Here is a 21130-nt window from a genome sequence, read left to right on the forward strand (position 1 = left end):
AAATAAGTTTATGATAAAAGTATAACACAAGATAATAGAAAGTGGAGCCAGTGCGGTCTTGGGGTCTCCCCAAGTGGAGCAACTGGCGTGGATACTTCGTCGTTTATTTGTTGGTCGGGCATTCATCCCTAACCTATAGAGGATAAGGGAATTCTGCCCGACATTAGGTTAAACTATTCAACGTCAGTTTCGGAGGACTGGTGAATCCTGTCCAAAGGTCTCTTTCTCGGTTTCCTCCTGTAATGGTATCCACAGTCAAAGCAATGGCATCAAAGTTGGCCTCTTTGCACATTTCAATCATGGCATCGTTCAAACCTTTGTCTTTGTGATAATAGAATTGGAACATTTTTGGTGAGGAGATTGTTTTACCAATCTCTTCTAAACTCACTGTCCCCAAACTGGAAACCCCAAACAGTATGCGAGATTTTTCGGCGGCTAAAGCAACTGCTCTTTCCCCTCTATAATGAAATAATCGTTGTAAGGCGGTTGGGGAACAAAATAGAGGCAGATCTAGTTTCATTCCCATGACTTCCACGGAAGTATCTATATTTTCAACCCCTGCCAAAACATTAGGAATGAGATCACATTCTTCATAAGCTGTAGTGTTCCTTCTATAAGTGACTTCATCATCGGCAGCCCCATCTATATAGTTAAAGACAGGAGAAGGTAATCTAGCTTGAGCCAACGCTCTAAAATCATGGGTATTACGACAACTGTTTATATTCATAATCAATTAATCTTACAAAATAAATTCCTGTTGATTTTTTGTCAGGGATTTTAAGAGTTCCGACGATGCATTCCCTTGAGTTTCCATTATCTCAGAAAATGAAACAAGAGAATCTCTGTGATCACCAGTCGTGCCATTAAGTCCAGGGGTAACTTGAGGTATTGCTCACGAGCAATGGTTAACTGCCGCGAAATTCATCCCGTCAGCATAGCTGAGAGTGTTCTTTCGGGAAGAAGATAAATCCATCTCCGATATCTTACCATGAGAATGATTATCGTTCTCATAAATAGTAGTGTAAATTGATAATCATTATCGTTGGTGAGCTTAGCTTGAAGATTTGCTTAAAATTTCCTAAAAAACATATCCCTATCCAAAAAATACCGATTCAATAGAAGTAGATATAATCAACTAGGTTTATGCACGAACTGGGTATTACTCAAAATATTGTTGCTATTGTCTGCGAACAAGCTCAAGGGGCATCGGTTAGACGCGTTACCCTAGAAATAGGTAAATTATCGGCTATTATGCCCGATGCTATTCGCTTTTGTTTTGATATTTGTTGTCAGGATACAATTTTAGAAGGAGCAACCTTAGAAATTATTGAAACCGAAGGAAGGGGAAAATGTCGTAATTGTGGACAAGAAATTAATTTATCTCAACCCTTTGGACAATGCGATCGCTGCCACAGTTGTGAACTAGATATTATTCAAGGACAAGAATTACAAATTAAAGAAATGGAGGTAGAAGAATTATGTGTGTAACCTGCGGTTGTTCTAAGAGCAATAATGTTACTTTAACCAACATTGACACAGGAAAAACCACGGATATTAATGATCATCACACCCATACCTTAGAGGATGGAACCGTGATTACTCATTCCCACGATCACCAACATAAACATAATAACCATGACCATAACCATGCTTCAGAAATCCATGCAAAAATGCACAGTACTACCATAACTTTAGAAGAAAAAATCTTACAAAAAAATAATCTAATTGCGGCTGAAAATAGAGGTTATTTTAAAGGTCGAAATATCTTGGCCTTAAACTTAGTTAGTTCCCCAGGTTCTGGGAAAACAACCCTGTTAACACGAACCATCAATGATTTAAAAAGCAAACTACAAATTAATGTCATTGAAGGGGATCAAGAAACAGCAAATGATGCTAAAAAAATCAAAGAAACAGGCTGCAAAGTTGTCCAGATTAATACCGGTACAGGGTGTCATTTAGAAGCATCTATGGTCAAAAAAGGCTATACAGAATTAAACCCCGAACCTAACTCAATTTTGATGATTGAAAATGTAGGTAATTTAGTTTGTCCGGCCTTATTTGATTTGGGAGAAGCAGGAAAAGTGGCTATTCTTTCTGTCACGGAAGGAGAAGATAAACCGATCAAATATCCTCATATGTTTAGAGAAAGTAAGGTGATGATTTTGACTAAAATCGATCTCCTTCCCTATGTCTCTTTTAATGTTGAACAATGTCTGGAATATGCCAAAAAAGTTAACCCATCTCTCGAAATTTTCCAAGTTTCTTCCGTAACAGGAGAAGGGTTATCTTCTTGGTATCATTGGTTAGAAAATCAGTAATAAAATTGATAGACTGCCAAATAATAGCACTTTTCAATTGGGTGTATCAACATTTCGGTTGGGGGAGTGTGGGAAGTGTGGGAAGTGTGGGGGGTGTGGGGGGTGTGGGGAGTCAAGCAATTTTAATGTTTAATCTATACAAATGAAAATTGCTATAAGACCCCGTCATTAACGACGTGGTTTAAATGAGTACGAGAGAATACAAAAACTTTTTTAAATTTTCAGATAATCTTATAAAAGAGGAAATTATCGGTAGAATTAGGGTGTGGGTTTTTCGTAGTGCGAGTGTTAGAATTGTAGGACTTGCTTACTCAGGAGCAGAAAATTTATTCTCTTAGTTAACTTAAAAATCTATAAATATGTGGTTTAAGAAAGCCAGAAGAAATAGGTAAAATTAGCGATTTTTACATAATTTTACTCATTTAAGCTTATTTATATCCAACTGCTTATGCAAATCAAATCGTTAGGAATAAATTAATGACTATCACGGAAATAATTGTTTTATGCTAAAAAAATTATCTTTTAACTCAATCAAGATTGGTTTAGGACTGCTAGTCTGTCTGAATGCTTTTGATAGTCTCACTCTACAAAGCCAAGCAGCGACATTCCGTTTACTTCCAGGAACAACACAAAGCCTGAATATACAGGAAATAACAACCCTAGATTTTCTGGATGCTGATCTTCTCGCTTTATTGATTCCTGCGGAGGAAGGAGTAGCAACCGCAGAAGACCCCTTTGCCCCACAACAGACCGTTGTACAAGCATTTTCAGACCCAAAAGGTATATCTCTAGAGTCTATTGTTGCTTCTTTTAGTCAGGTCAACCTGGACCTCACCAGGGACGATATAATAGCACAAGAAGTTCCGGTTTTACCGCAAGTGGTGGTATCCGATGTATATAAAGATGTCTATGATTTTGGCACTACTGCAGCATCAGAACTGAGTAATCCTCTGAGTATCGCTGCATCACCCTCCCCAGAAGCACCTCCTACACCCAGAGGTGGAGTGGCAACCACAAGAAGTGGAGCATGGGGAATCCCTGGACTGAATCTAATTCAGCCCGCTTTACCTCGTTTTGGCGGACCGGTTGCAATTATTGGAGGACCTGCTCACAATTTTGTCACTCCTTTACGTCAAGTGGCTTTACCTTCAGTTAACCCTGTACAAGCAGGTAACTGGGGAGATAGTCAAGTAGATGTGTTTTTTGCCTCCCTACCGCAACAAAAAGTGGTAGATGTTGACACCTTTATGAGAACAGTGTATCGAACCAGTGTCTCTGATATGATTAAACAAATTGACGCTACTTTGGATTTGACCGTTGATACTGATTTCAATTCCATGCCCGCGGAAGTTTTTCCCAGGAATGCTATGCCCTCTGGACAATTTAAGCAAAATCTTTAAACTGCTCAAAAACTAACTAATGTTCTGGACTAACGCCCTCTCAACTCAACCTTCTTTAGAAGCTGCTGTAACAGAAGTGACTCAAACTATTCTCAGTAGTTTGTCTACTCCTGCTGATGTGGGTATTTTCTGGATTTCATCCGCTTATGCTAGTGATTATTCCCGCTTAATTCCCTTAATCTTAGAAAAATTACCCCTACCTATATTAATTGGTTGTGGTGGTGCCGGAATTATTGGTCAAAATGAGGGGAAAGAAGTATCTGAGATCGAAAATAATCCTGCCTTGAGTTTCACCGTAGGTTGTTTGCCCAATGTCAAGGTAAACCCTTTCTTTCTCAATTCTGACAGTTTACCAGATTTAGACAGTCCCCCGGAAATTTGGCAAGAATTAATCGGCGTTTCCCCCCAAGAACAAGCTGATTTTATTTTATTGTCTGATCCCTTTTCTACTCCCATTAATGACTTACTAGCCGGTTTAGATTTTGCCTATCCTCAATCGGTTAAAGTAGGTGGATTAAGTAGTAGTAGTTTGATGGGAGTTCCAGGAACTGTATTTTATTATCAAGCAGATAATCCTCGGAGTGGGTTTTATAATCAGGGAACTGTAGGACTTGCCTTAAGTGGGAATATTACTATTGATACCATTGTCGCCCAAGGATGTCGCCCCATCGGTAAACCCTATCAAGTGGTCAAAGGAGAACGAAATATTATTTTAGAATTGTCACAAGACGGGGAAACGAAATATCCCTTAAATTGGTTGCGAGAGTTGATAAACAGTTTAAACGACTCCGATCGCACTTTAGCCCAACATTCCCTATTTGTGGGAGTGGTTAGGGATGAATTTAAACAAGAATTACAACCAGGGGATTTTTTGATCCGCAATTTGTTGGGAGTTGATCCTCAATTGGGAGCTATTTCTATCGGCGATCGCGTTCGGCCTGGCCAAAGATTACAATTTCATCTCCGAGATGCTCAAACTTCTGCCGATGACTTAGATACCCTACTCAAACAGTTTAACCCATCCACTCCTATTCAAGGGGCATTGATGTTTTCTTGTTTGGGAAGGGGCCAAACCTTATACCAAGTACCGAATTTTGACTCTAAGTTATTGGCCAATTATTTTCCTGGGGTTCCCATAGGAGGATTTTTCTGCAATGGTGAAATTGGCCCCGTAGGAAAGGAAACTTTTCTACACGGTTATACTTCTGTAATCGCCCTACTAAGACAGTTAAGGATTGAATGAAACCTCTTGATTCTACTTCTTTAGAAGTAGGTTTACAGACAATCATTAGTCAATTGGGTCAGCTTTTAAATGTTGATTGCTGTATTTTTCGTTCATTTAACTCTCATTATTTAATCAATAAAAGTATTTTTTATAACAAAAATAAACAAGAAAATTATCATCAATTGTATTTATTAGAAAAAACAATTGTTCCTGTTGATAAAGTAGAGGTGATTGACTGTATAAGAAATAATTCTTTTGTAGAAAAGTCCCGAAAAAAAGCTTATCAACTGACGAAAATTGGAGCATCTTTATTACTTCCTCTGACCCTAGAAAATAATTTTCTTGCTGTGGTTGGATTACATCGAAATTGTGATTTTTACCACTGGCAAAAACAAGAAATTGCTATTACCAAAATGGTAGTAGAACAACTAAAATTAGCCATTACCCAAGCTCAAGCTTACCAAAAAGTAAAAGAATTAGCCTACAGAGAAGCATTAATTAATCGTATTACTAACGCTATTCGTTGTAGTCTCGATCCTCAATTAATTTTTACAGCCATTACCCAAGAATTAGGTAAGGGATTGAAAGTAGATGGTTGCGCCCTATCTTTATGGACAAAAGAAGATAACTTTGTGCAATGTGTCGGACTATATAACCAGGTTCAAGGTAACATTAATCCCCTTCCTCAATCAGTGGTTCCCATCGCTTTAAACCCCGTTTTACAACAACTGATTAACAGTCAAAAACCCGTGGTTTTAGAGGATATGGATAATTATCCTGAAATGACACAATTTGATTTACCCCTACAAAGGTCTAGCCAAGCTCTCTTAATTGTTCCCTTAATCGTAGATGGAGCAATTATTGGCAGCATTTCTCTACGACAAAGCACCCACCCTCGCCCGTGGTTAGGCACAGAAATTGAATTAGCTCAAACTGTCGCTTCTCAAGCGGCCATTGCGGTACAACAGTCCCGACTTTATGAGAAAACTAGACAACAAGCTCAAAAATTAGAAAAAAGTGAACAGCAGGTGAAACAACTGAATCGATATTTAACAGAATCAGTTTTAAAACGGTTTTTACCAGCTTCTATGGTCAATAAGGTCGCTACAGGTCAATTAAGTCTTGATTTGACCCCAGAACCTCGTTTAGTCACCATCTTGTTTACTGATTTAGTGGGATATACCTCCTTAGCTAGTTATTTGGGAACTCAAGGGGTGGCGACTCTTCTCAACGAATATCTAGAAGAAATGACTGCCGTTGTCTTTGATTATGGGGGAACGGTGGATAAATTCATTGGGGATGCGGTGGTGGCTTTATTTGGTGCGCCAGAAGAGTTGACCCCTCAAGAGCAAGGATATCGGGCGATCACTGTGGCCAGAGAAATGCACAAAAAACTCCATCGATTAAACAATAAATGGCAGTCTCAAGGTTTAATCAAGGAACCGGTTTGTTTTCGCTGTGGTATCCATCAAGGAATGGCAGTGGTGGGAATGTTTGGTGGGGGACAACGCTCGGATTATACTGCTATTGGTTCGGCGGTGAATATTGCCGCCCGTCTGCAAGAAGTGGCAGATAGTGGCATGATTTTGGTCTCAGCAACGGTAGCGCAGTTTCTACACTCCGGTGAAATTACGGCCATGAAATCTTTACAACTTAAAGGAGTTAAAGAGGAAGTAAAAATGTTTTCTGTTGCCGTCAATTACAAAGAAATGTAAAAGACGTTAAGATTAGTGTATAGATAAAAGTGCAATTTTAAGATGATGTCTCATAATAATCTCACTGAGCAAGAACTGCTCAAGACTATACTAGAACCTTTATTAGAGGATTTCCAATACTGGTTTTCTCGCTCTCGCCATTTATTAGAAACAGAACGCATTACTTTTTTATCTGTTGAAGAACAAGAGGAACTCCTAGAACGGGTCAAAACCCATCAACAAGAAGTGCAAACGGCCAAACTCCTCTTTGAAGCTACTGGAAAACAAGCTGGAATCGATACTAGAGCGTTGGTTCCCTGGCATAGATTAGTGGCTGAATGTTGGCAGGTATCTATGAAATGGCGATCGCATCAACAAGGAAATCCCCCTATTGCTTAATTAACTGGGGGTTGTTAACTGATGCAACAATCCCTATTTTCCCTTGACAATTCTTGGTAAGCTAGTTGAAGACAATCTTAAGAAAAGCTTACGTTGGTTGGGGGAATTTGACCATAGTACGTAGAAAAGTTGATATTTGCTCAAGATAAGAGTATCTAAAACCTTGCATTTTCTACTTTTTTGGGTGCTGACCTTTAAAAAAGGATGTTTTTCCATCAGGATGTTAATTTCTGTCAGAAAAACAGATTCTATGCGAGCTTAATATTATTAAGCTTTGACTACATTAGTGACTTCCTTAACGGAGAATTTCAAATGCTACATTTAATTTACATCGTTGCTTTTACTATTATTGCTTTCTTAGCCGTTAGTAATCTTATTCGCAGTTTAATTACTGTGAGTATGGACTCTCAACGTCGTTATCCTGATCGCTTCAAGTCTAATTCACCTCAAGCTAAAAAATTGAGAAATAGTCAAAAAACCATTCATCCTGAGTTGCTAGATGAACGAGGTAGACCCATCAATGAACCATTGTTAGTGATGCGTTCTGTTAGTGTAGAAGATGCCAGACAACAACTTGATGCAATCTATAATTCTTCTCCTAATACTAAAAAAGAAACAGAGGAAGAATAGAGCAACTTGTTGTCTAAAATTTCCTAGTTTTGACGTTTAAAAATCTCCTAAGTACACTTATTAGGAGATGCTTTATTTAAGTTGTCCATCCCTCAATTGCACCTGCAACAAAAGCACCAATAGGGTTATTTTTGAGGGTTTCTAGTAAGCCTTTTTGACAAGCTTCTATGGCCTTTTGTTTCCAAGTAGGATTAGTTTCAATTTTTTCTATTACTTGAGTAGCAATTTTCATAGCATCTGTTGTGCTATTAATAGAATTATTTTTGGATAATTGATCAATTAGTTGTTTAATTTCTTCTAAGCTTTCCTGTGAGTTAGAAGCACTGGAGTTATTTGTAATATTTTCTGTATAGTCTCTTCCTGCAAAACCTCCACCCAGTTTAGCATTTTGAAAGTTATATTGTTTAACGGGTGGCATAGGAATTTTTAATGAAGTTTTAGGCAGTTGGTATGACGGATTATTTTCTTGACCTTTTGACGTTTTATCATCAGGTTTATGGGTTGACATTTGTTGTTCCTCTAGTCTTTATCCCTCAAAACTAACTGTCAGTATCTTAACATACTTGTCATCAACTTTATGGTTATTTATGAACTACTATTTTTAGTATTTTACCATTACTTTATCTTCAGTGAATCTTTTGGATTTAACAGTGTTAAACCCCTACATAACATTAATAATTTGTAGATTGATAATATTATGATGAAACTAATTTTTTAACTAATTCTATATCAATTTGTAATAAACTAGCTGTTTTTTCGATAGTAAAACCTTGTTTAATTAAGGTAGGAATTAACTCTAACTTAGCCTCAAGTTTACCTTCTATTTTACCCTCATCACGGGCTTCTTGATAAAAGCGTGTTTGTTTTAAATCATTTAATCCTAACATTTCTTCAATTTCCTCCCGAGTTTTTTCTGGAAACTTGTAGATCACAATAGTTTCTATATAAATCAATAATATTAATGATTAATTTTACAATAAAAAAGGTGGGCATTGCCCACCCTACGAGTTAAACGGTTAACATCTCAGAAGTTAGTCGTTTAAAGGTCAATCTTTCATCTTCAACGTCTACAAAAATTGTGTCTCCTGCTTTAAATTCTCCCCTTAAAATTGACTTAGCAATGGGTGTTTCTAAGTACCTTTGAACTGCACGTTTTAAAGGTCTGGCACCATAGACAGGATCATAACCGATATCTGCTACAAAATCTAAGGCCACATCTGCTAATTTGAGAGACATTTTTTGGTCTTCTAAACGACTTCTTAACAGTTGAACTTGTAACTTGACAATTTCTCGTAATTGTGCTTTTTGTAAGCTGTGGAAGATGATGATTTCATCGATACGATTGAGAAATTCAGGACGGAAACTATTACGCATCGCTTCCATAACACGGGAACGCATTTCATCATAACGAGTATCATCTCCTGCTACATCTAAAATGTATTGAGAACCGATATTACTGGTCATAATAATGATAGTATTTTTGAAGTCAACTACCCGACCTTGAGAGTCGGTTAAACGTCCATCATCAAGAATTTGTAACATTATATTGAAGACATCACCGTGGGCTTTTTCTATCTCGTCAAAGAGAATTACTGAGTAGGGACGACGACGGATTGCTTCTGTTAATTGTCCTCCTTCATCATAGCCTACATACCCAGGAGGCGCACCGATTAAACGAGATACGCTATGCTTCTCCATATACTCGGACATATCGATACGTACTATGGCTTCTTCGGTATCAAAAAGATTCTTGGCTAAGGCTTTGGCTAATTCAGTTTTGCCCACACCAGTTGGTCCTAAAAAGATAAAGCTGGCCGTGGGACGATTAGGGTCAGAAAGTCCTGCACGAGAACGCTGTATAGCTTCTGATACTGCGGTTACAGCTTCTTCTTGACCAATAACTTTCTCGTGTAGTTCGTCTTCTAAATGTAATAGTTTTTCTTTTTCTGATTCCACTAATTTACTAATAGGAATTCCTGTCCATTTAGAGATAATTTCTGCAATATCTGATTCTATAACTTCCTCTCTGAGCAATGTTTTTCCTGTGGTTTGTCGCTCCTCAATTTTAGATTCTAGTTCTTTTACTTGTCCCTGTAATTCTGTGAGTTTACCGTAACGTAATTCCGCAGCTTTATTAAGGTCATAATCTCGTTCTGCTTGTTGAATTTCTAAGTTAACTTGATCGATAGTTTCCTTTAGTTGACGAATCTGATCAATAACTTCTTTTTCTGCTTGCCATTGGGCATTAAGTTGGGATTGTTGTTCCTTAAGATTAGCTAATTCTTTTTCTAATCTTTCTAAACGTTCACGAGAAGCTATATCTTCCTCTTTTTGTAAAGAAAGTCTTTCCATTTCTAACTGGAGAATTTTACGATCTGCTTCGTCTAACTCTTCCGGTTTAGAGGTAATTTCCATCTTTAATTTAGCAGCAGATTCATCTACTAAATCAATGGCCTTATCAGGTAAGAAACGATCGCTAATATAACGGTTAGATAACATCGCTGCTGCCACCAAAGCTGTATCAGCAATTTTCACCCCATGATGGACTTCATAACGCTCTTTTAGTCCCCGTAAAATAGAAATTGTATCCACTACATTAGGTTCATCCACTAATACTTCTTGAAAACGTCTTTCTAGGGCAGCATCTTTCTCGATATACTTACGATATTCATCGAGGGTTGTTGCCCCAATACAGCGCAATTCTCCCCGTGCTAACATGGGTTTTAAAAGGTTTCCTGCATCCATTGCACCTTGGGTTGCACCGGCACCAACAACGGTATGAATTTCATCAATAAAAAGGATAATATTTCCCTGAGAATCCGTTACTTCTTTTAAAACAGCTTTCAATCTTTCTTCAAATTCCCCTCGGTATTTAGCTCCAGCAATTAATGAACCCATATCCAAAGCAATTAACTTTCTATCTCGCAAAGATTCAGGAACATCTCTATTAATAATTCGTTGTGCTAACCCTTCCACAATAGCCGTTTTTCCCACACCAGGTTCCCCAATTAAAACAGGATTATTTTTGGTTCTACGGGATAAAATTTGAATGGTTCGACGAATTTCATCGTCCCGGCCAATAACAGGATCAAGCTTACCTTCTCTGGCTAATTGAGTTAAATCTCGTCCATATTTTTCTAAAGATTCGTATTTATTTTCAGGATTTTGATCGGTCACTTTTTGATTGCCTCTTACTTGTTTAATAATCTCTTTTAAGTTACTTTCAGTTAAACCAAAATCTTTGAACAATTTTTTACCAAAACGGTCATCTTTACTGTAGCCTAATAGTAAATGTTCAACAGAAATATAGTCATCTGTAAATTCTTTGCGAAACCTCTCACTTCTATCCAGTAAACTATCTAAACTACGGCCTAGATAAACCGACTCCCCAGGGTTAGAAACTTTGGGTTGGCGACGAATAAAAGCTTCGATTTGATCCCGCAATTTGGGAACACTAATCTTAGCTTTATTGAAGATACTTGTGGCCAGTCCATTTTCTTCGGTCAGAGATTTCATTAAGTGTTCACTTTCAATTTGTTGGTGACTATTTTGTTTAGCAATATCAGGAGTACGGACAATGGCTTCCCAAGCTTTTTCGGTAAATTGATTAGGATTGTTAGGTTGCATGGTTAGAATTATCTATAATTGATTATATTGTTATTGTAATCTAGCTAACTCCCCAAATAACGACGGTTTACCCCACTGCTTCAGGTTGGGTTTACATCAGTTTTTAATTTTCTCCTGCTTAAACAATAGTCCTACTAATAATTACTTATGAATAATCAGAAAGATTTGACATGAGTTGGATTGATTATGTTATAATACCTAGAGAGCATTATAAACTGAGAGAAAAATAAGTTAGTTAGTATTAGCAGTTTTGTCCGTTGGGTATCGCTAATGTTTTCTCTAAAGAACAAGCTCGAAATGTTGAAACTAAGATAGAGATAGATAGTTCATGTCAATTTACGTTGGAAACCTCTCTTATGAGGTAAGAGAAGAAGACCTTAAGGAAGTCTTTAAGGAGTATGGTTCAGTGAAAAGAGTCCATGTTCCCACAGATAAAGAAACGGGTCGTCCTAGGGGGTTTGCTTTTGTAGAATTAGAAACAAAAGCGGAAGAATCTAGTGCCATTGAAACCCTTGATGGTGCAGAATGGATGGGGCGAACCATGAAGGTAGACGAAGCACGTCCCCGTAAGTAAAATTACGAATTATTTACCTTCAAGAGATTCATCTTGTTTTAAGTGAATCTCTTTTTATAGTTATAGGATTTAACTATTATGATTCGGGACAGGGATCACCGAATATATTAGAATTTTGTGCTTGAATTAATTGTGATTGAGAATCAACCCAGTAATGATAATCTGTCAATAATTGATTAAGCAATCTTTGTTTAATACGACTGAGAACTCCTTTTAAAAGACTATTTCCTGTTACCTGTAGTAAAGGTTTAGGTGTTACCCATAAAGCGGGAGGTAAATCGACTTGAACAGTTAAATTAGCCTCTCCACGTAAATAGGTTTTACCCTCTTGTTCTTGAGGAGATAGTTTCCCTTTCAAAGTTAAAGAAAAGCGATCGTTAATATAATCAATTCCCCGAATTTCACAATCTTGTGACCGCAAAAAAACCGTTCCTTTACTATCAGATAAAACCTCTAAAACAACGGTAGGTTGAAAATGATAAATATCCAGAAAATTTAAAGGACGCATTTTCAAACGAAACTCATAGTCTGATAACTGTTCCATGAGTTGAGGATCGGCGATCGCCTTTACCAAGCGTTGTGGTTGTCTGAGATAATGATAGATCGGTGTGGGTGCATCTTGAACGGGCAAGGAGAGAGACTCAGAGGCTTTAAAATGAATCAGATGTGAAAATTTTTGATCAAGCATTGAGATATTATGAGTTCCATTGTAGTGTCATTAAAAATACACTACAAGAAAATTGTCAAAATCTATAATTTTGTTTAAGAATACATTGTAACACCCCTAGACTTAAGGGATCCAGGGGTTTATGATGAGATAGATTCCTTCTTGTTGGGAGAAACCGGCTTGTTGTTCACAAGTCAAAAGTCAAAAGTTCTGCCTCTTCTGTCAGTAAGAGGATTAAATCAATAATTGTTTTGATCTTTCTTGTTCTATAGGGCTTATTATTCACTTTTGTCTTTTGCCTTTTGCCTTTTGCCTTTGCCCAAAGGGCGCGGTAAGCCATAAAAAATTGTTGTTGGGAGAAAACTTTAATGCGAGATGCCGTTACTACGTTAATCAAAAACTATGATCTAACCGGTCGTTATTTGGATCGAGATGCGATCGATAGTCTCAAATCTTACTTTGACTCAGGAAGCGATCGTATCAAGGTGGCTGCTTTAATCAATGCTAGTTCCCCTGAGATCGTTAAAGAAGCAGGTCTTCAACTCTTTGAAGAAGTTCCAGAGTTGATCCGTGCAGGGGGTAACGCTTACACCACCCGTCGTTATTCGGCTTGTTTACGGGATATGGACTATTATTTGCGTTATGCCAGCTATGCTTTAGTAGCAGGAGATCCCACTGTTCTCGATGAACGGGTTTTACAAGGGTTACGCGAAACCTATAATTCTTTGGGCGTTCCTATTGCCCCCACAGTTCGGGGTATTCAAATAATGAAAGATAAGGTTAAAGCCATGGCCGCTGAGTCTGGGGTTGAAAACACCTCTTTTGTAGATCAACCATTTGATCACATGAGTCGTGAGTTCAGCGAAATCTCAATTTAATGGCTTTTGTTTATAAGACCCCGCCATTAATGGTGGGGTTTTAATTAAGGCGATCGCTTTTTCAGAGAATAGTTAATAATTGTTAATTGTTAATTTCTGAAAGAGGCGATCAATTTTTATCTTAATACCCATTAATTTAGTTGCTTTCTCTCCATTTTTGGGCTTGTAATTGTATTTTTTCTAGTTCTACTTTGTCCATTTTTTTGAGATTAGCTAAGATAAGGTTCATCCGCCCTAAACCTCTTAATTGTTGTTGATGACGGGATAAAAAGTCCCAATAAAAGAAGTTAAAAGGACAAGCTTGATTTCCAGTTCTTTGAGTCTGTTTATAAACACAACTTTTACAATAATCACTCATTTTATTAATATAATTCGCTGACGCTGCATAAGGTTTTGAGGCTAATATTCCCCCATCTGCAAACTGCCCCATTCCTATAACATTGGGAACCATAACCCAATCATAAGCATCGATAAATGCACTGTGGAACCAATTATTAATTGCTTGGGGAGATACACCAACAATTAAGCCAAAATTCCCTAATACCATTAATCTTTGTATATGATGAGCATATCCTGTTTCTTCTACCTGTTGTAAACTTTGTTTTAAACAGTTCATATCTGTTTTAGAACTATCCCAGTAAAATTCTGGTAGTTTTTCTTGATGATTAAACCAATTTTTTTGTGCATAATCATCATCCATTATTTGATAAATTCCATACATATATTCTCGCCATCCCAAGATTTGACGGATTAAACCTTCTACACTATTTAAAGGATAATCAAACTCATAATAAGCGTTGTCAATGGCTGTAATTACTTCTAAAGGTGTAAGTAATCCGAGGTTAATATAAGGAGAGATTAAACTATGCCATAAAGTATATTCTCCTGTTATCATGGCATCTTGATATGTGCCAAAATTGTTTAAATTATTTTCTATAAAATTATCTAATATCTGTAATGCTTGGGAACGGGTTACACCCCATTTAAAAGATTCAATTTTGCCGTAGGTTGTTATTTGATAGGAATTAATATCTTTAATTACTTGTTGAGTGATTTTATCTGCTTCAAACTCTAAAGGAGTGGGAGTATTTAACCCTTTTTTGGGAGGTTTACGGTTTTGTTTATCAAAGTTCCATTGTCCTCCGATTGGTTTATTATGTTTCATTAAAATATTGAATCTTTTTCGTCCTTCTCGATAAAAATCTTCTAGTAATAAGCGTTTTCTTGAATCAGTCCATTGTTTAAATTCTGCTTGAGTCCAGAGAAAATGATTATTGGTAATAAACTGTATTTTACAATCTAACTTAAAGCTTTCAATCAATCTTAAAAATGGGCGATCATAAGGAGTTACTAATCTTAATTCTGTGATATTATTTTTCTTAATCCAATAGTTTAAACTGCTTTCAAAATCTTTATTTATTTCGTAAGTAACTGGCCATCCTTGTAATTTTAATTCCTCGGCAAAATGACGCATTGCTGAGAAAACTAATACTAATTTTTGTTGATGATAGGGACGTTTTTTAATATAATTAAGGGATTCAATAAAAATAACAGGAGTTTTTTGTTTATTGTGTTGACAACTTAGTAAAGCTGATTGTTCTAAATGTAATTGATTTCCTAAAATCCAAATTCCAATAGTCATAGAAAAATATAAAAATAAGTTAATTTAATGTTATCACTTAACAGTGAGCAGTGAACAGTCAGCAGTTATCGTTTATCAGTTTTTTGGTTTATTACAGTACAAAAATACGTTAATTTAATTGTCATTCTGATCTATGAAGAATCTATTTTTCTATTTAAGCAGGAAGATTATAAAAATAATTGATCAATATAAACTTTAAACCATTCAATTTTTTCTTTTTCTTCATCCGTTAATAAAACATTAGGTTTAAAAATAAGCTCACCTTCGTCAGAAATATCAGCAATAACTCGGTTTCTTAAACTTGCTCCTAACTCTTTTTCTGCTGCTTTCCATAAAGAGACATCAGGACTTTCTAAAATGTCTAGATGTTGCTGTAAAAAGTCTTTTTGATAATCATAAGGTATCCAACCACTTTCAGATTTTAACGCTTTGATTAAGGTTTCCGATAAACTATCAGGATAAGTTTTTTCGCCTTGACTTTTTAACCATAAAACCCAAGAACAAAACGCTATTAAGGTAGTCTCTAAATTTTCGGGACAATAGACGATCGTTTCTAATAACTCCTGACAAAAGTTAACTCCTAAACGTCTCAGTCCCCACTTATATTTGTCAAAAATTTCAACAACACCATCATCAACATATTCGTAATAGATTGCTTTCCTTAAATTAATCATTTTTGATTTTTCCTAAAGCTTCTTTTGCTGAATAACCAGACTTAAGCAAACGCTTAATTTTCTTGAAATCTAATCTAGTTTCTAACCAAAGTTTAACTTCTTGTTCCATATCCATCTCTGAGTTTTTTAACTCCTGAGTAAACATTGCAGAAAAGCCTAACTCTCGCCATTTTTTAACGATTTCAATGGTCATATTTAACCCTTTCCACATCGCTGCTTCTCCTGCTGTAATACCTATTTCATGCCAAGCGATCGCTTCTGATAAAAGAAACTTATATTTGTTCCAATCTGTTGCTTGTTTCGGAATAACATCAAGATTAATCCAAGTGAGAATATCTCCTAAAGGAACACTATAGCGAATCCATTCTTGAATCTCATTACTATTGAGTCCATAATCAACTAATTTTTCCACAGCATTAAGATCAATATCTTTCGGTTTTAACCCAGATTGAAACCAAGCTATAATTTCATCAGTTGTTAAGTTTAAATCAGTGAACTTTCTAGCTATCTCAGGAGTCATTTTACCATTTAAAGGATGAAACCTAGACGTAGTTTTAAACCACTTTTGAGCCAACTGTACAGAAAAGCCATGATCTCGCCAATCTTTCGCTGCTTCTGCCTTAAACTTACCAATACTTTTCCAAACCAATGCTTCTTCTACCTCAAAATTATAACTTTCCCAATCAGAGTCTAAACCTAATGGCCAAAGCCAAAAAAATTTGATATCTTTATATTGAGGAAAATCAGCTAAATTAATAATAGTTTCTGGTTCATAAATTTTCCTATAAACCTCCCCAGGTTGGGGAGGCATAAAAAAGCCCAAAATTTTTTCAGTATCTATTTCTTCAACTAAAATATCATTGGGCCAAGCTGCAATCAATAAATCATTAGAATAGTTTTTCAATCGATATTTAACAACCATAATATCAGAATTAAGAATTAATAATATTTTTATCTATTATCACCTTAAAATGGGAAGCATGAAACCCTTTTTTCTATAAATTTTACTTCAAAAAATCAACTTTTGTAGTGGTTTATAGCAATTTTCATTTGCATAGATTACAAACTCAAAGAAAAATACTACCCACACCTCCCACCCCTCCCACACTCTCCACCCTTACTAAACCGAAATGTTTATACACCCAATTGAAAACTGCTATTAATAATATTAAGCCCTAACCACTAATGTTAAACTATCCCCTTTTCAGGTAGAATATTATGATGGCAAAAATGCTTAGAATAAATTGCCATTGCTATTCTTAGCAATTACTTCACCAACCCTGCCCTGAAAGTGCAGGGATTGCCTAGACCAATCTAGGTGACGCAAGAGGTGAATACCACATTGAGACACAGCTTGGCACACACTTGCGAATACCTCCCTAGTTCGGACTATCTGTAAACCCAATTGGTTGGGTGCTGTTAGACAGGACATCTTAGTTGTGTTGTGGGAAGGGACTTTAAACGAGTTTGCGAGTCTCGGCCTTATAGGTGTTTCAAAACTCGCTCCCGTTAGGGGATTGTAAAGCCGTCCAAATAGGACGGGCTTTCAGACCCAATTTTTCGATGAATAACGATTTAACAGTATATTTGGGAAGGTGGCTCCATGATTCACGATATCTTCATGCCTGCATTAAGTTCTACCATGACCGAGGGAAAGATTGTCTCTTGGACTAAGTCTCCAGGAGATAAAGTCTCCAAAGGAGAAACCGTTGTGGTCGTAGAATCAGATAAAGCAGATATGGATGTAGAATCTTTCTATGACGGCTATTTAGCTACTATTTTAGTCGAAGCAGGGCAAGAAGCTCCAGTAGGAGATGCGATCGCTTTAATCGCAGAAACAGAGGCAGAAATTGCCCAGGCTCAACAAAAATCTCCTTCTAGCCCTCAAAAAGCACCTGAACCGTCCCCACCCCAAAAAGAAGAAGTAATAGCTGCTACAGCCCCAGTAACCACCGCTACAGCCACAGTTACGGCTCCTCCATCAACAAACGGAAAAAGTAACCGTATTGTTGCTTCCCCTCGCGCCAAAAAATTAGCTAAACAACTAGGGATCGCCCTCAATACCGTTGAAGGTAGTGGACCTTACGGCAGAATTGTAGCAGAAGATATTGAAAAAGCCGCAGGAAAAACCCCCACAACCCCTGCTATTGCAACTCAAACCCCTGCACCTATCGCCACCCCACAAGTAACCGTTTCACCCACTCCTACCCCCGTAACCGCAGGCGAAACAGTTCCCCTGAATACCTTACAAAAAGCGGTGGTACAAAACATGATGGCCACCCTACAGGTTCCCACCTTTCATGTGGGTTACACCATAACCACCGATGAGTTGGATAAACTCTATAAGCAACTGAAACCCAAAGGGGTTACAATGACAGCTTTATTGGCCAAAGCAGTGGCAGTTACCCTGCAAAAACATCCTGTGGTCAATGCTAATTACAGTGAGCAAGGTATTCGTTATCCTCAGTCTATTAATATTGCGATCGCTGTTGCTATGCCGGATGGTGGTTTAATTACTCCTGTCTTACAAAACGCTGACAAGATTGATATTTATTCCCTGTCTCGTACTTGGAAAGATTTAGTTGACAGAGCGCGGGCAAAACAGTTACAACCAGAAGAGTACAATAGCGGTACGTTTACCCTCTCTAACTTAGGAATGTTTGGGGTGGATCGTTTTGATGCTATTTTACCCCCCGGCCAAGGATCAATTTTGGCCATCGGTGCATCGAGTCCCCAAGTGGTAGCAACTGCTGATGGTTTATTAGGAGTTAAGCGTCAAATGGCGGTTAATATTACCTGCGATCATCGGGTTATTTATGGTTCCCATGCTGCTGCTTTCTTACAAGAGTTTGCTAACTTGTTGGAAAATAATGTTCAATCTTTAACCATGTAAATCATCGTTATATGGGGATATTCCGTCTAAATATCCCCAAGTTAATGAAGTCAGAATTTGTTTTTTAGATACAGTTTTAATGTTAATGATCTAACTCAATGTTTTTTAGTAAAAATATTTTAATTTATATAAAAATGTATTTCAATTTGTAGATTAATATAAACACCATCATCAAAAAGATAAAAAGAGTTTATACCATGAAGATGTAAGGATTCTGGGTGTGATTATGTTTCAGAATACTATGAACGAAAACGATAAAAAAAGTTTATTCACAAGATTTAATGATTGTCGTCAAAAGTTTGTCCTTTCATTGAATAGCATTACCATTCTATCATTATTTGTGCTTCTGACGACCTTTATTCCCTACACTACTTATGTAGGTAATCTTGTTGATCTAAGAGATGACGAGGTGAAAGAATTAATAGGAAAATTTAATCAAGATGGACAATTAACGAGGGAAATATTAGAGGAGAAAGGATTAATAGATAAGAAATTAGATGAGCAAAAATTTAAAAATAAACGAAAATTAATACAGAAAGAATTAATAGAGACAGGATTAACAAATAAAGAAATAAAGGGAAATTTTGACCTGATTCGGTTAGAACAAGAGTGGTTGAAAAAACACGATCCTAGTGTGGCTGCTGATGGTGGAACTCTTGGTGAGAAATCACAATTTAGAACTCCTTTGGGTTCCTTTAATATCAGCAACGCAGAATTAGTAATTGTTTATCCTGCCGTTTTCTCTGCGCTGATAGTTTATCTGTTTTTTAATATGTATAATCTTTATGATTTGAGCAGAGAACTTAAAGATAATTACCAAAACAAGAAAATTCTTCAGATTCCTACTGCGAGAATACTTTTATGTGGGATTTTATTGTATTCTAGCTTCTTATGGTCATTTTGGGCTTTACTTGGTACAAAGGAATTTCCCAAGACAAAGGACGCTCTAAAAACAATATCTTTAGTTGATACAAAGGAATCTTCAGAGAAAAAGAATTCTCCAGATGAAATATCAGTTCGTCTCGGACAAATAGTTATAAAAGAAGCACATTTTCAGATTAACCCTAATCTAGATCAATGGATTGTCTTTGTTAGTACATTAGCAGTTGTTCTTGCTCCGTTAATTTACAGTGCAGTTTATTGGAAGCTATTTTCTTACGTTACATCACGCTATCCAAAAACAAGAAAAGCTGTGAGCGAAGGTTAGCTAGTTCGTTACCTCGCTTTAGCTCATCACCATAAACATTTATATAGGGGTCAACGGTCGTTGACCCCTACAATATAGACTTATGTAGTCCAAGTTGATGAAAACGGTATTATTTTACCTGTGTTTCTTTTTTATCAGAAGAAGCTTGATAAGACTTTTCTAATAACATGATTTGCTTTGCTTTTCCCGTTAAAGCTTGATTATCTAATAAGTTTAAGATTAAAGCATCTACGGAAAATAAACCGGCACCATTAACTAAGAAGAAGAGGAAACAAGCTGCATAAATAGCAGAAAGTTCGAGGTAAGCAATACTTAACCCTGCTACTAAGATATGATGGTACATAGCAACGAGCATGGTGAAAAATAATCCTAATGCAGCAGGACGAGTGAATAAACCAATGGCAACTAAAGGTGCGCCTATTAATTCAGTAAATGCAGCTACATAACTGAAGAAAATGGGGAAAGGTAGTCCAATATAAGATACATAAGCTTCGGCAAAACTTTCGATATTACCGAGTTTATCGAGTCCATTATGGATCATCATTACACCCACAACCAACCTGAAAATAGCCCAAGCAGTTTGGGAGGGAAGGTTAGGGGTAACATTGGGTTTGAAAACTAAACTAAGTATTGATCTATTCATGATAACGGGGTATGAAAAAATTAAGAAATTAACAAAACTCAATCAAGTTTTGTAGCGTAATGTTAAAAAAATATCCATGAGAAGCATAGACCTAATCCGTCAAACACTTATGAATACGAGATTAAAGCCACAAGACTCTAGATAACGCTTATGAGTATAGCATTAACATTTCTTAATATGATAACAAGTTTCTTAAATATTTCAACGCCTTAGCTGTCATTCGGAGCAACTGCGAATCTGATGAAAGATAATAATGTGTAGTTTCATATAGGAAAATTATTAACGAGGAAGCCAATTTTTATCGAGAAGTTGTAATAAGGAATAACAAGAGTTTTCGGAGAATACTGACTGATCTAGCCCCGTTTTCTCCGTGACGATATAAACAGCATCTTGATAAATATTTTCTAACTCTTCTGAAAGATAATTTTCTAAATTTGTTGTCATAATTTTATTAATTTGTACCCTGAATGTTGCTATTTCTCCGCGCCAATGTCTATAATTATAATCATATTCTTGTTGCCAATACTGTAACAATAAAAGATGAATTATAGCAATAGACAGGCTAGTTAGGACACATAAATTATATTTTAAGGGAACAGGGAACAGGGAACAGGGAACAGAAAAATGTCCTAATAGCTTTGGCGACTGCTATATTATCT

21 protein-coding genes are annotated in these 21130 nt (G+C 36.6%); 11 read left to right on the top strand and 10 right to left on the bottom strand.

The features are described 5' to 3' along the window. Positions 1 to 163 precede the first annotated feature (163 nt). Entirely contained in the window at positions 164 to 727 is a 564-nt protein-coding gene (locus QNJ66_RS18730; RefSeq protein WP_300509643.1) for an alpha-hydroxy acid oxidase, read from the bottom strand. A 416-nt stretch (positions 728 to 1143) separates the two neighbouring features. On the opposite strand from QNJ66_RS18730, the gene hypA reads away from it, so the two are divergent. The 7 genes from hypA to QNJ66_RS18765 all read left to right on the top strand — a co-directional run bounded on the left by hypA (position 1144) and on the right by QNJ66_RS18765 (position 7666). Continuing rightward, positions 1144 to 1488 (top strand): hydrogenase maturation nickel metallochaperone HypA, encoded by a 345-nt coding sequence (hypA, locus tag QNJ66_RS18735; RefSeq protein WP_300509645.1) that lies wholly within the window; start codon positions 1144 to 1146, stop codon positions 1486 to 1488. Next, positions 1479 to 2318, top strand: a complete 840-nt coding sequence (hypB, locus tag QNJ66_RS18740) for a hydrogenase nickel incorporation protein HypB (protein WP_300509647.1) — start codon at positions 1479 to 1481, stop codon at positions 2316 to 2318. The genes hypA and hypB overlap by 10 nt, the downstream gene beginning before the upstream one ends. A gap of 503 nt (positions 2319 to 2821) precedes the next feature. Further along, on the top strand, positions 2822 to 3718 hold the full coding sequence (locus QNJ66_RS18745; RefSeq protein WP_300509650.1) for a hypothetical protein: 897 nt from the start codon (positions 2822 to 2824) through the stop codon (positions 3716 to 3718). A 19-nt stretch (positions 3719 to 3737) separates the two neighbouring features. After that, positions 3738 to 4961 (top strand): FIST N-terminal domain-containing protein, encoded by a 1224-nt coding sequence (locus QNJ66_RS18750; protein ID WP_300509653.1) that lies wholly within the window; start codon positions 3738 to 3740, stop codon positions 4959 to 4961. After that, positions 4958 to 6658, top strand: a complete 1701-nt coding sequence (locus QNJ66_RS18755) for an adenylate/guanylate cyclase domain-containing protein (protein ID WP_300509656.1) — start codon at positions 4958 to 4960, stop codon at positions 6656 to 6658. Before QNJ66_RS18750 ends, QNJ66_RS18755 begins: the two co-directional genes overlap by 4 nt. A gap of 45 nt (positions 6659 to 6703) precedes the next feature. Continuing rightward, entirely contained in the window at positions 6704 to 7036 is a 333-nt protein-coding gene (locus QNJ66_RS18760; protein WP_300509686.1) for a DUF2605 domain-containing protein, read from the top strand. A gap of 312 nt (positions 7037 to 7348) precedes the next feature. After that, positions 7349 to 7666 carry a DUF2973 domain-containing protein gene (locus tag QNJ66_RS18765; RefSeq protein WP_300509658.1) on the top strand — a complete coding sequence of 106 codons (318 nt, stop codon included), beginning with the start codon at positions 7349 to 7351 and terminating at the stop codon, positions 7664 to 7666. Positions 7667 to 7742: 76 nt separating this feature from the next. Here QNJ66_RS18765 and QNJ66_RS18770 read toward each other — a convergent pair whose 3' ends face one another. From QNJ66_RS18770 to clpB, 3 genes are all read right to left on the bottom strand, one after another. Beyond that, positions 7743 to 8174 carry a hypothetical protein gene (locus QNJ66_RS18770; protein ID WP_300509661.1) on the bottom strand — a complete coding sequence of 144 codons (432 nt, stop codon included), beginning with the start codon at positions 8172 to 8174 and terminating at the stop codon, positions 7743 to 7745. A 187-nt stretch (positions 8175 to 8361) separates the two neighbouring features. Continuing rightward, a complete protein-coding gene (locus QNJ66_RS18775) occupies positions 8362 to 8598 on the bottom strand; it encodes a hypothetical protein (RefSeq protein ID WP_300509664.1) in 237 nt (78 codons plus the stop codon). A 76-nt stretch (positions 8599 to 8674) separates the two neighbouring features. Continuing rightward, entirely contained in the window at positions 8675 to 11293 is a 2619-nt protein-coding gene (gene clpB, locus QNJ66_RS18780; RefSeq protein ID WP_300509666.1) for an ATP-dependent chaperone ClpB, read from the bottom strand. Between the two features lie 328 nt (positions 11294 to 11621). Between clpB and QNJ66_RS18785 the strand changes: the two genes are divergently transcribed. After that, entirely contained in the window at positions 11622 to 11867 is a 246-nt protein-coding gene (locus tag QNJ66_RS18785) for an RNA-binding protein (protein WP_300509668.1), read from the top strand. A 76-nt stretch (positions 11868 to 11943) separates the two neighbouring features. Here the strand turns inward: QNJ66_RS18785 and QNJ66_RS18790 are convergent, their stop codons facing one another. After that, a complete protein-coding gene (locus tag QNJ66_RS18790; protein ID WP_300509670.1) occupies positions 11944 to 12555 on the bottom strand; it encodes a DUF1997 domain-containing protein in 612 nt (203 codons plus the stop codon). A 347-nt stretch (positions 12556 to 12902) separates the two neighbouring features. Between QNJ66_RS18790 and apcB the strand changes: the two genes are divergently transcribed. Further along, on the top strand, positions 12903 to 13412 hold the full coding sequence (apcB, locus tag QNJ66_RS18795) for an allophycocyanin subunit beta (protein WP_300509672.1): 510 nt from the start codon (positions 12903 to 12905) through the stop codon (positions 13410 to 13412). Positions 13413 to 13548: 136 nt separating this feature from the next. Here apcB and QNJ66_RS18800 read toward each other — a convergent pair whose 3' ends face one another. From QNJ66_RS18800 to QNJ66_RS18810, 3 genes are all read right to left on the bottom strand, one after another. After that, positions 13549 to 15054, bottom strand: coding sequence for a cryptochrome/photolyase family protein (locus QNJ66_RS18800; RefSeq protein WP_300509674.1), 1506 nt, complete (start codon positions 15052 to 15054; stop codon positions 13549 to 13551). Positions 15055 to 15221: 167 nt separating this feature from the next. Beyond that, positions 15222 to 15728, bottom strand: coding sequence for a hypothetical protein (locus QNJ66_RS18805; RefSeq protein WP_300509676.1), 507 nt, complete (start codon positions 15726 to 15728; stop codon positions 15222 to 15224). Then, entirely contained in the window at positions 15721 to 16650 is a 930-nt protein-coding gene (locus QNJ66_RS18810; protein ID WP_300509678.1) for a hypothetical protein, read from the bottom strand. The genes QNJ66_RS18805 and QNJ66_RS18810 overlap by 8 nt, the downstream gene beginning before the upstream one ends. A 681-nt stretch (positions 16651 to 17331) precedes the next feature. On the opposite strand from QNJ66_RS18810, the gene QNJ66_RS18815 reads away from it, so the two are divergent. Together QNJ66_RS18815 and QNJ66_RS18820 are read left to right on the top strand one after the other, a co-directional pair. After that, positions 17332 to 18621: a dihydrolipoamide acetyltransferase family protein gene (locus QNJ66_RS18815; RefSeq protein ID WP_300509680.1), complete on the top strand. Its 1290-nt coding sequence runs from the start codon at positions 17332 to 17334 to the stop codon at positions 18619 to 18621. A gap of 241 nt (positions 18622 to 18862) precedes the next feature. Beyond that, a complete protein-coding gene (locus QNJ66_RS18820) occupies positions 18863 to 19828 on the top strand; it encodes a hypothetical protein (RefSeq protein ID WP_300509682.1) in 966 nt (321 codons plus the stop codon). A gap of 109 nt (positions 19829 to 19937) precedes the next feature. Here the strand turns inward: QNJ66_RS18820 and QNJ66_RS18825 are convergent, their stop codons facing one another. Beyond that, positions 19938 to 20471 carry a DoxX family protein gene (locus QNJ66_RS18825; protein ID WP_300509684.1) on the bottom strand — a complete coding sequence of 178 codons (534 nt, stop codon included), beginning with the start codon at positions 20469 to 20471 and terminating at the stop codon, positions 19938 to 19940. Between the two features lie 279 nt (positions 20472 to 20750). Further along, positions 20751 to 21077 carry a DUF29 domain-containing protein gene (locus QNJ66_RS18830; RefSeq protein WP_366146294.1) on the bottom strand — a complete coding sequence of 109 codons (327 nt, stop codon included), beginning with the start codon at positions 21075 to 21077 and terminating at the stop codon, positions 20751 to 20753. Positions 21078 to 21130: the final 53 nt, after the last annotated feature.

The sequence above is a fragment of the Crocosphaera sp. genome (genome assembly GCF_030064895.1).
In the GTDB taxonomy this organism is placed as follows: Bacteria; Cyanobacteriota; Cyanobacteriia; order Cyanobacteriales; family Microcystaceae; genus Crocosphaera.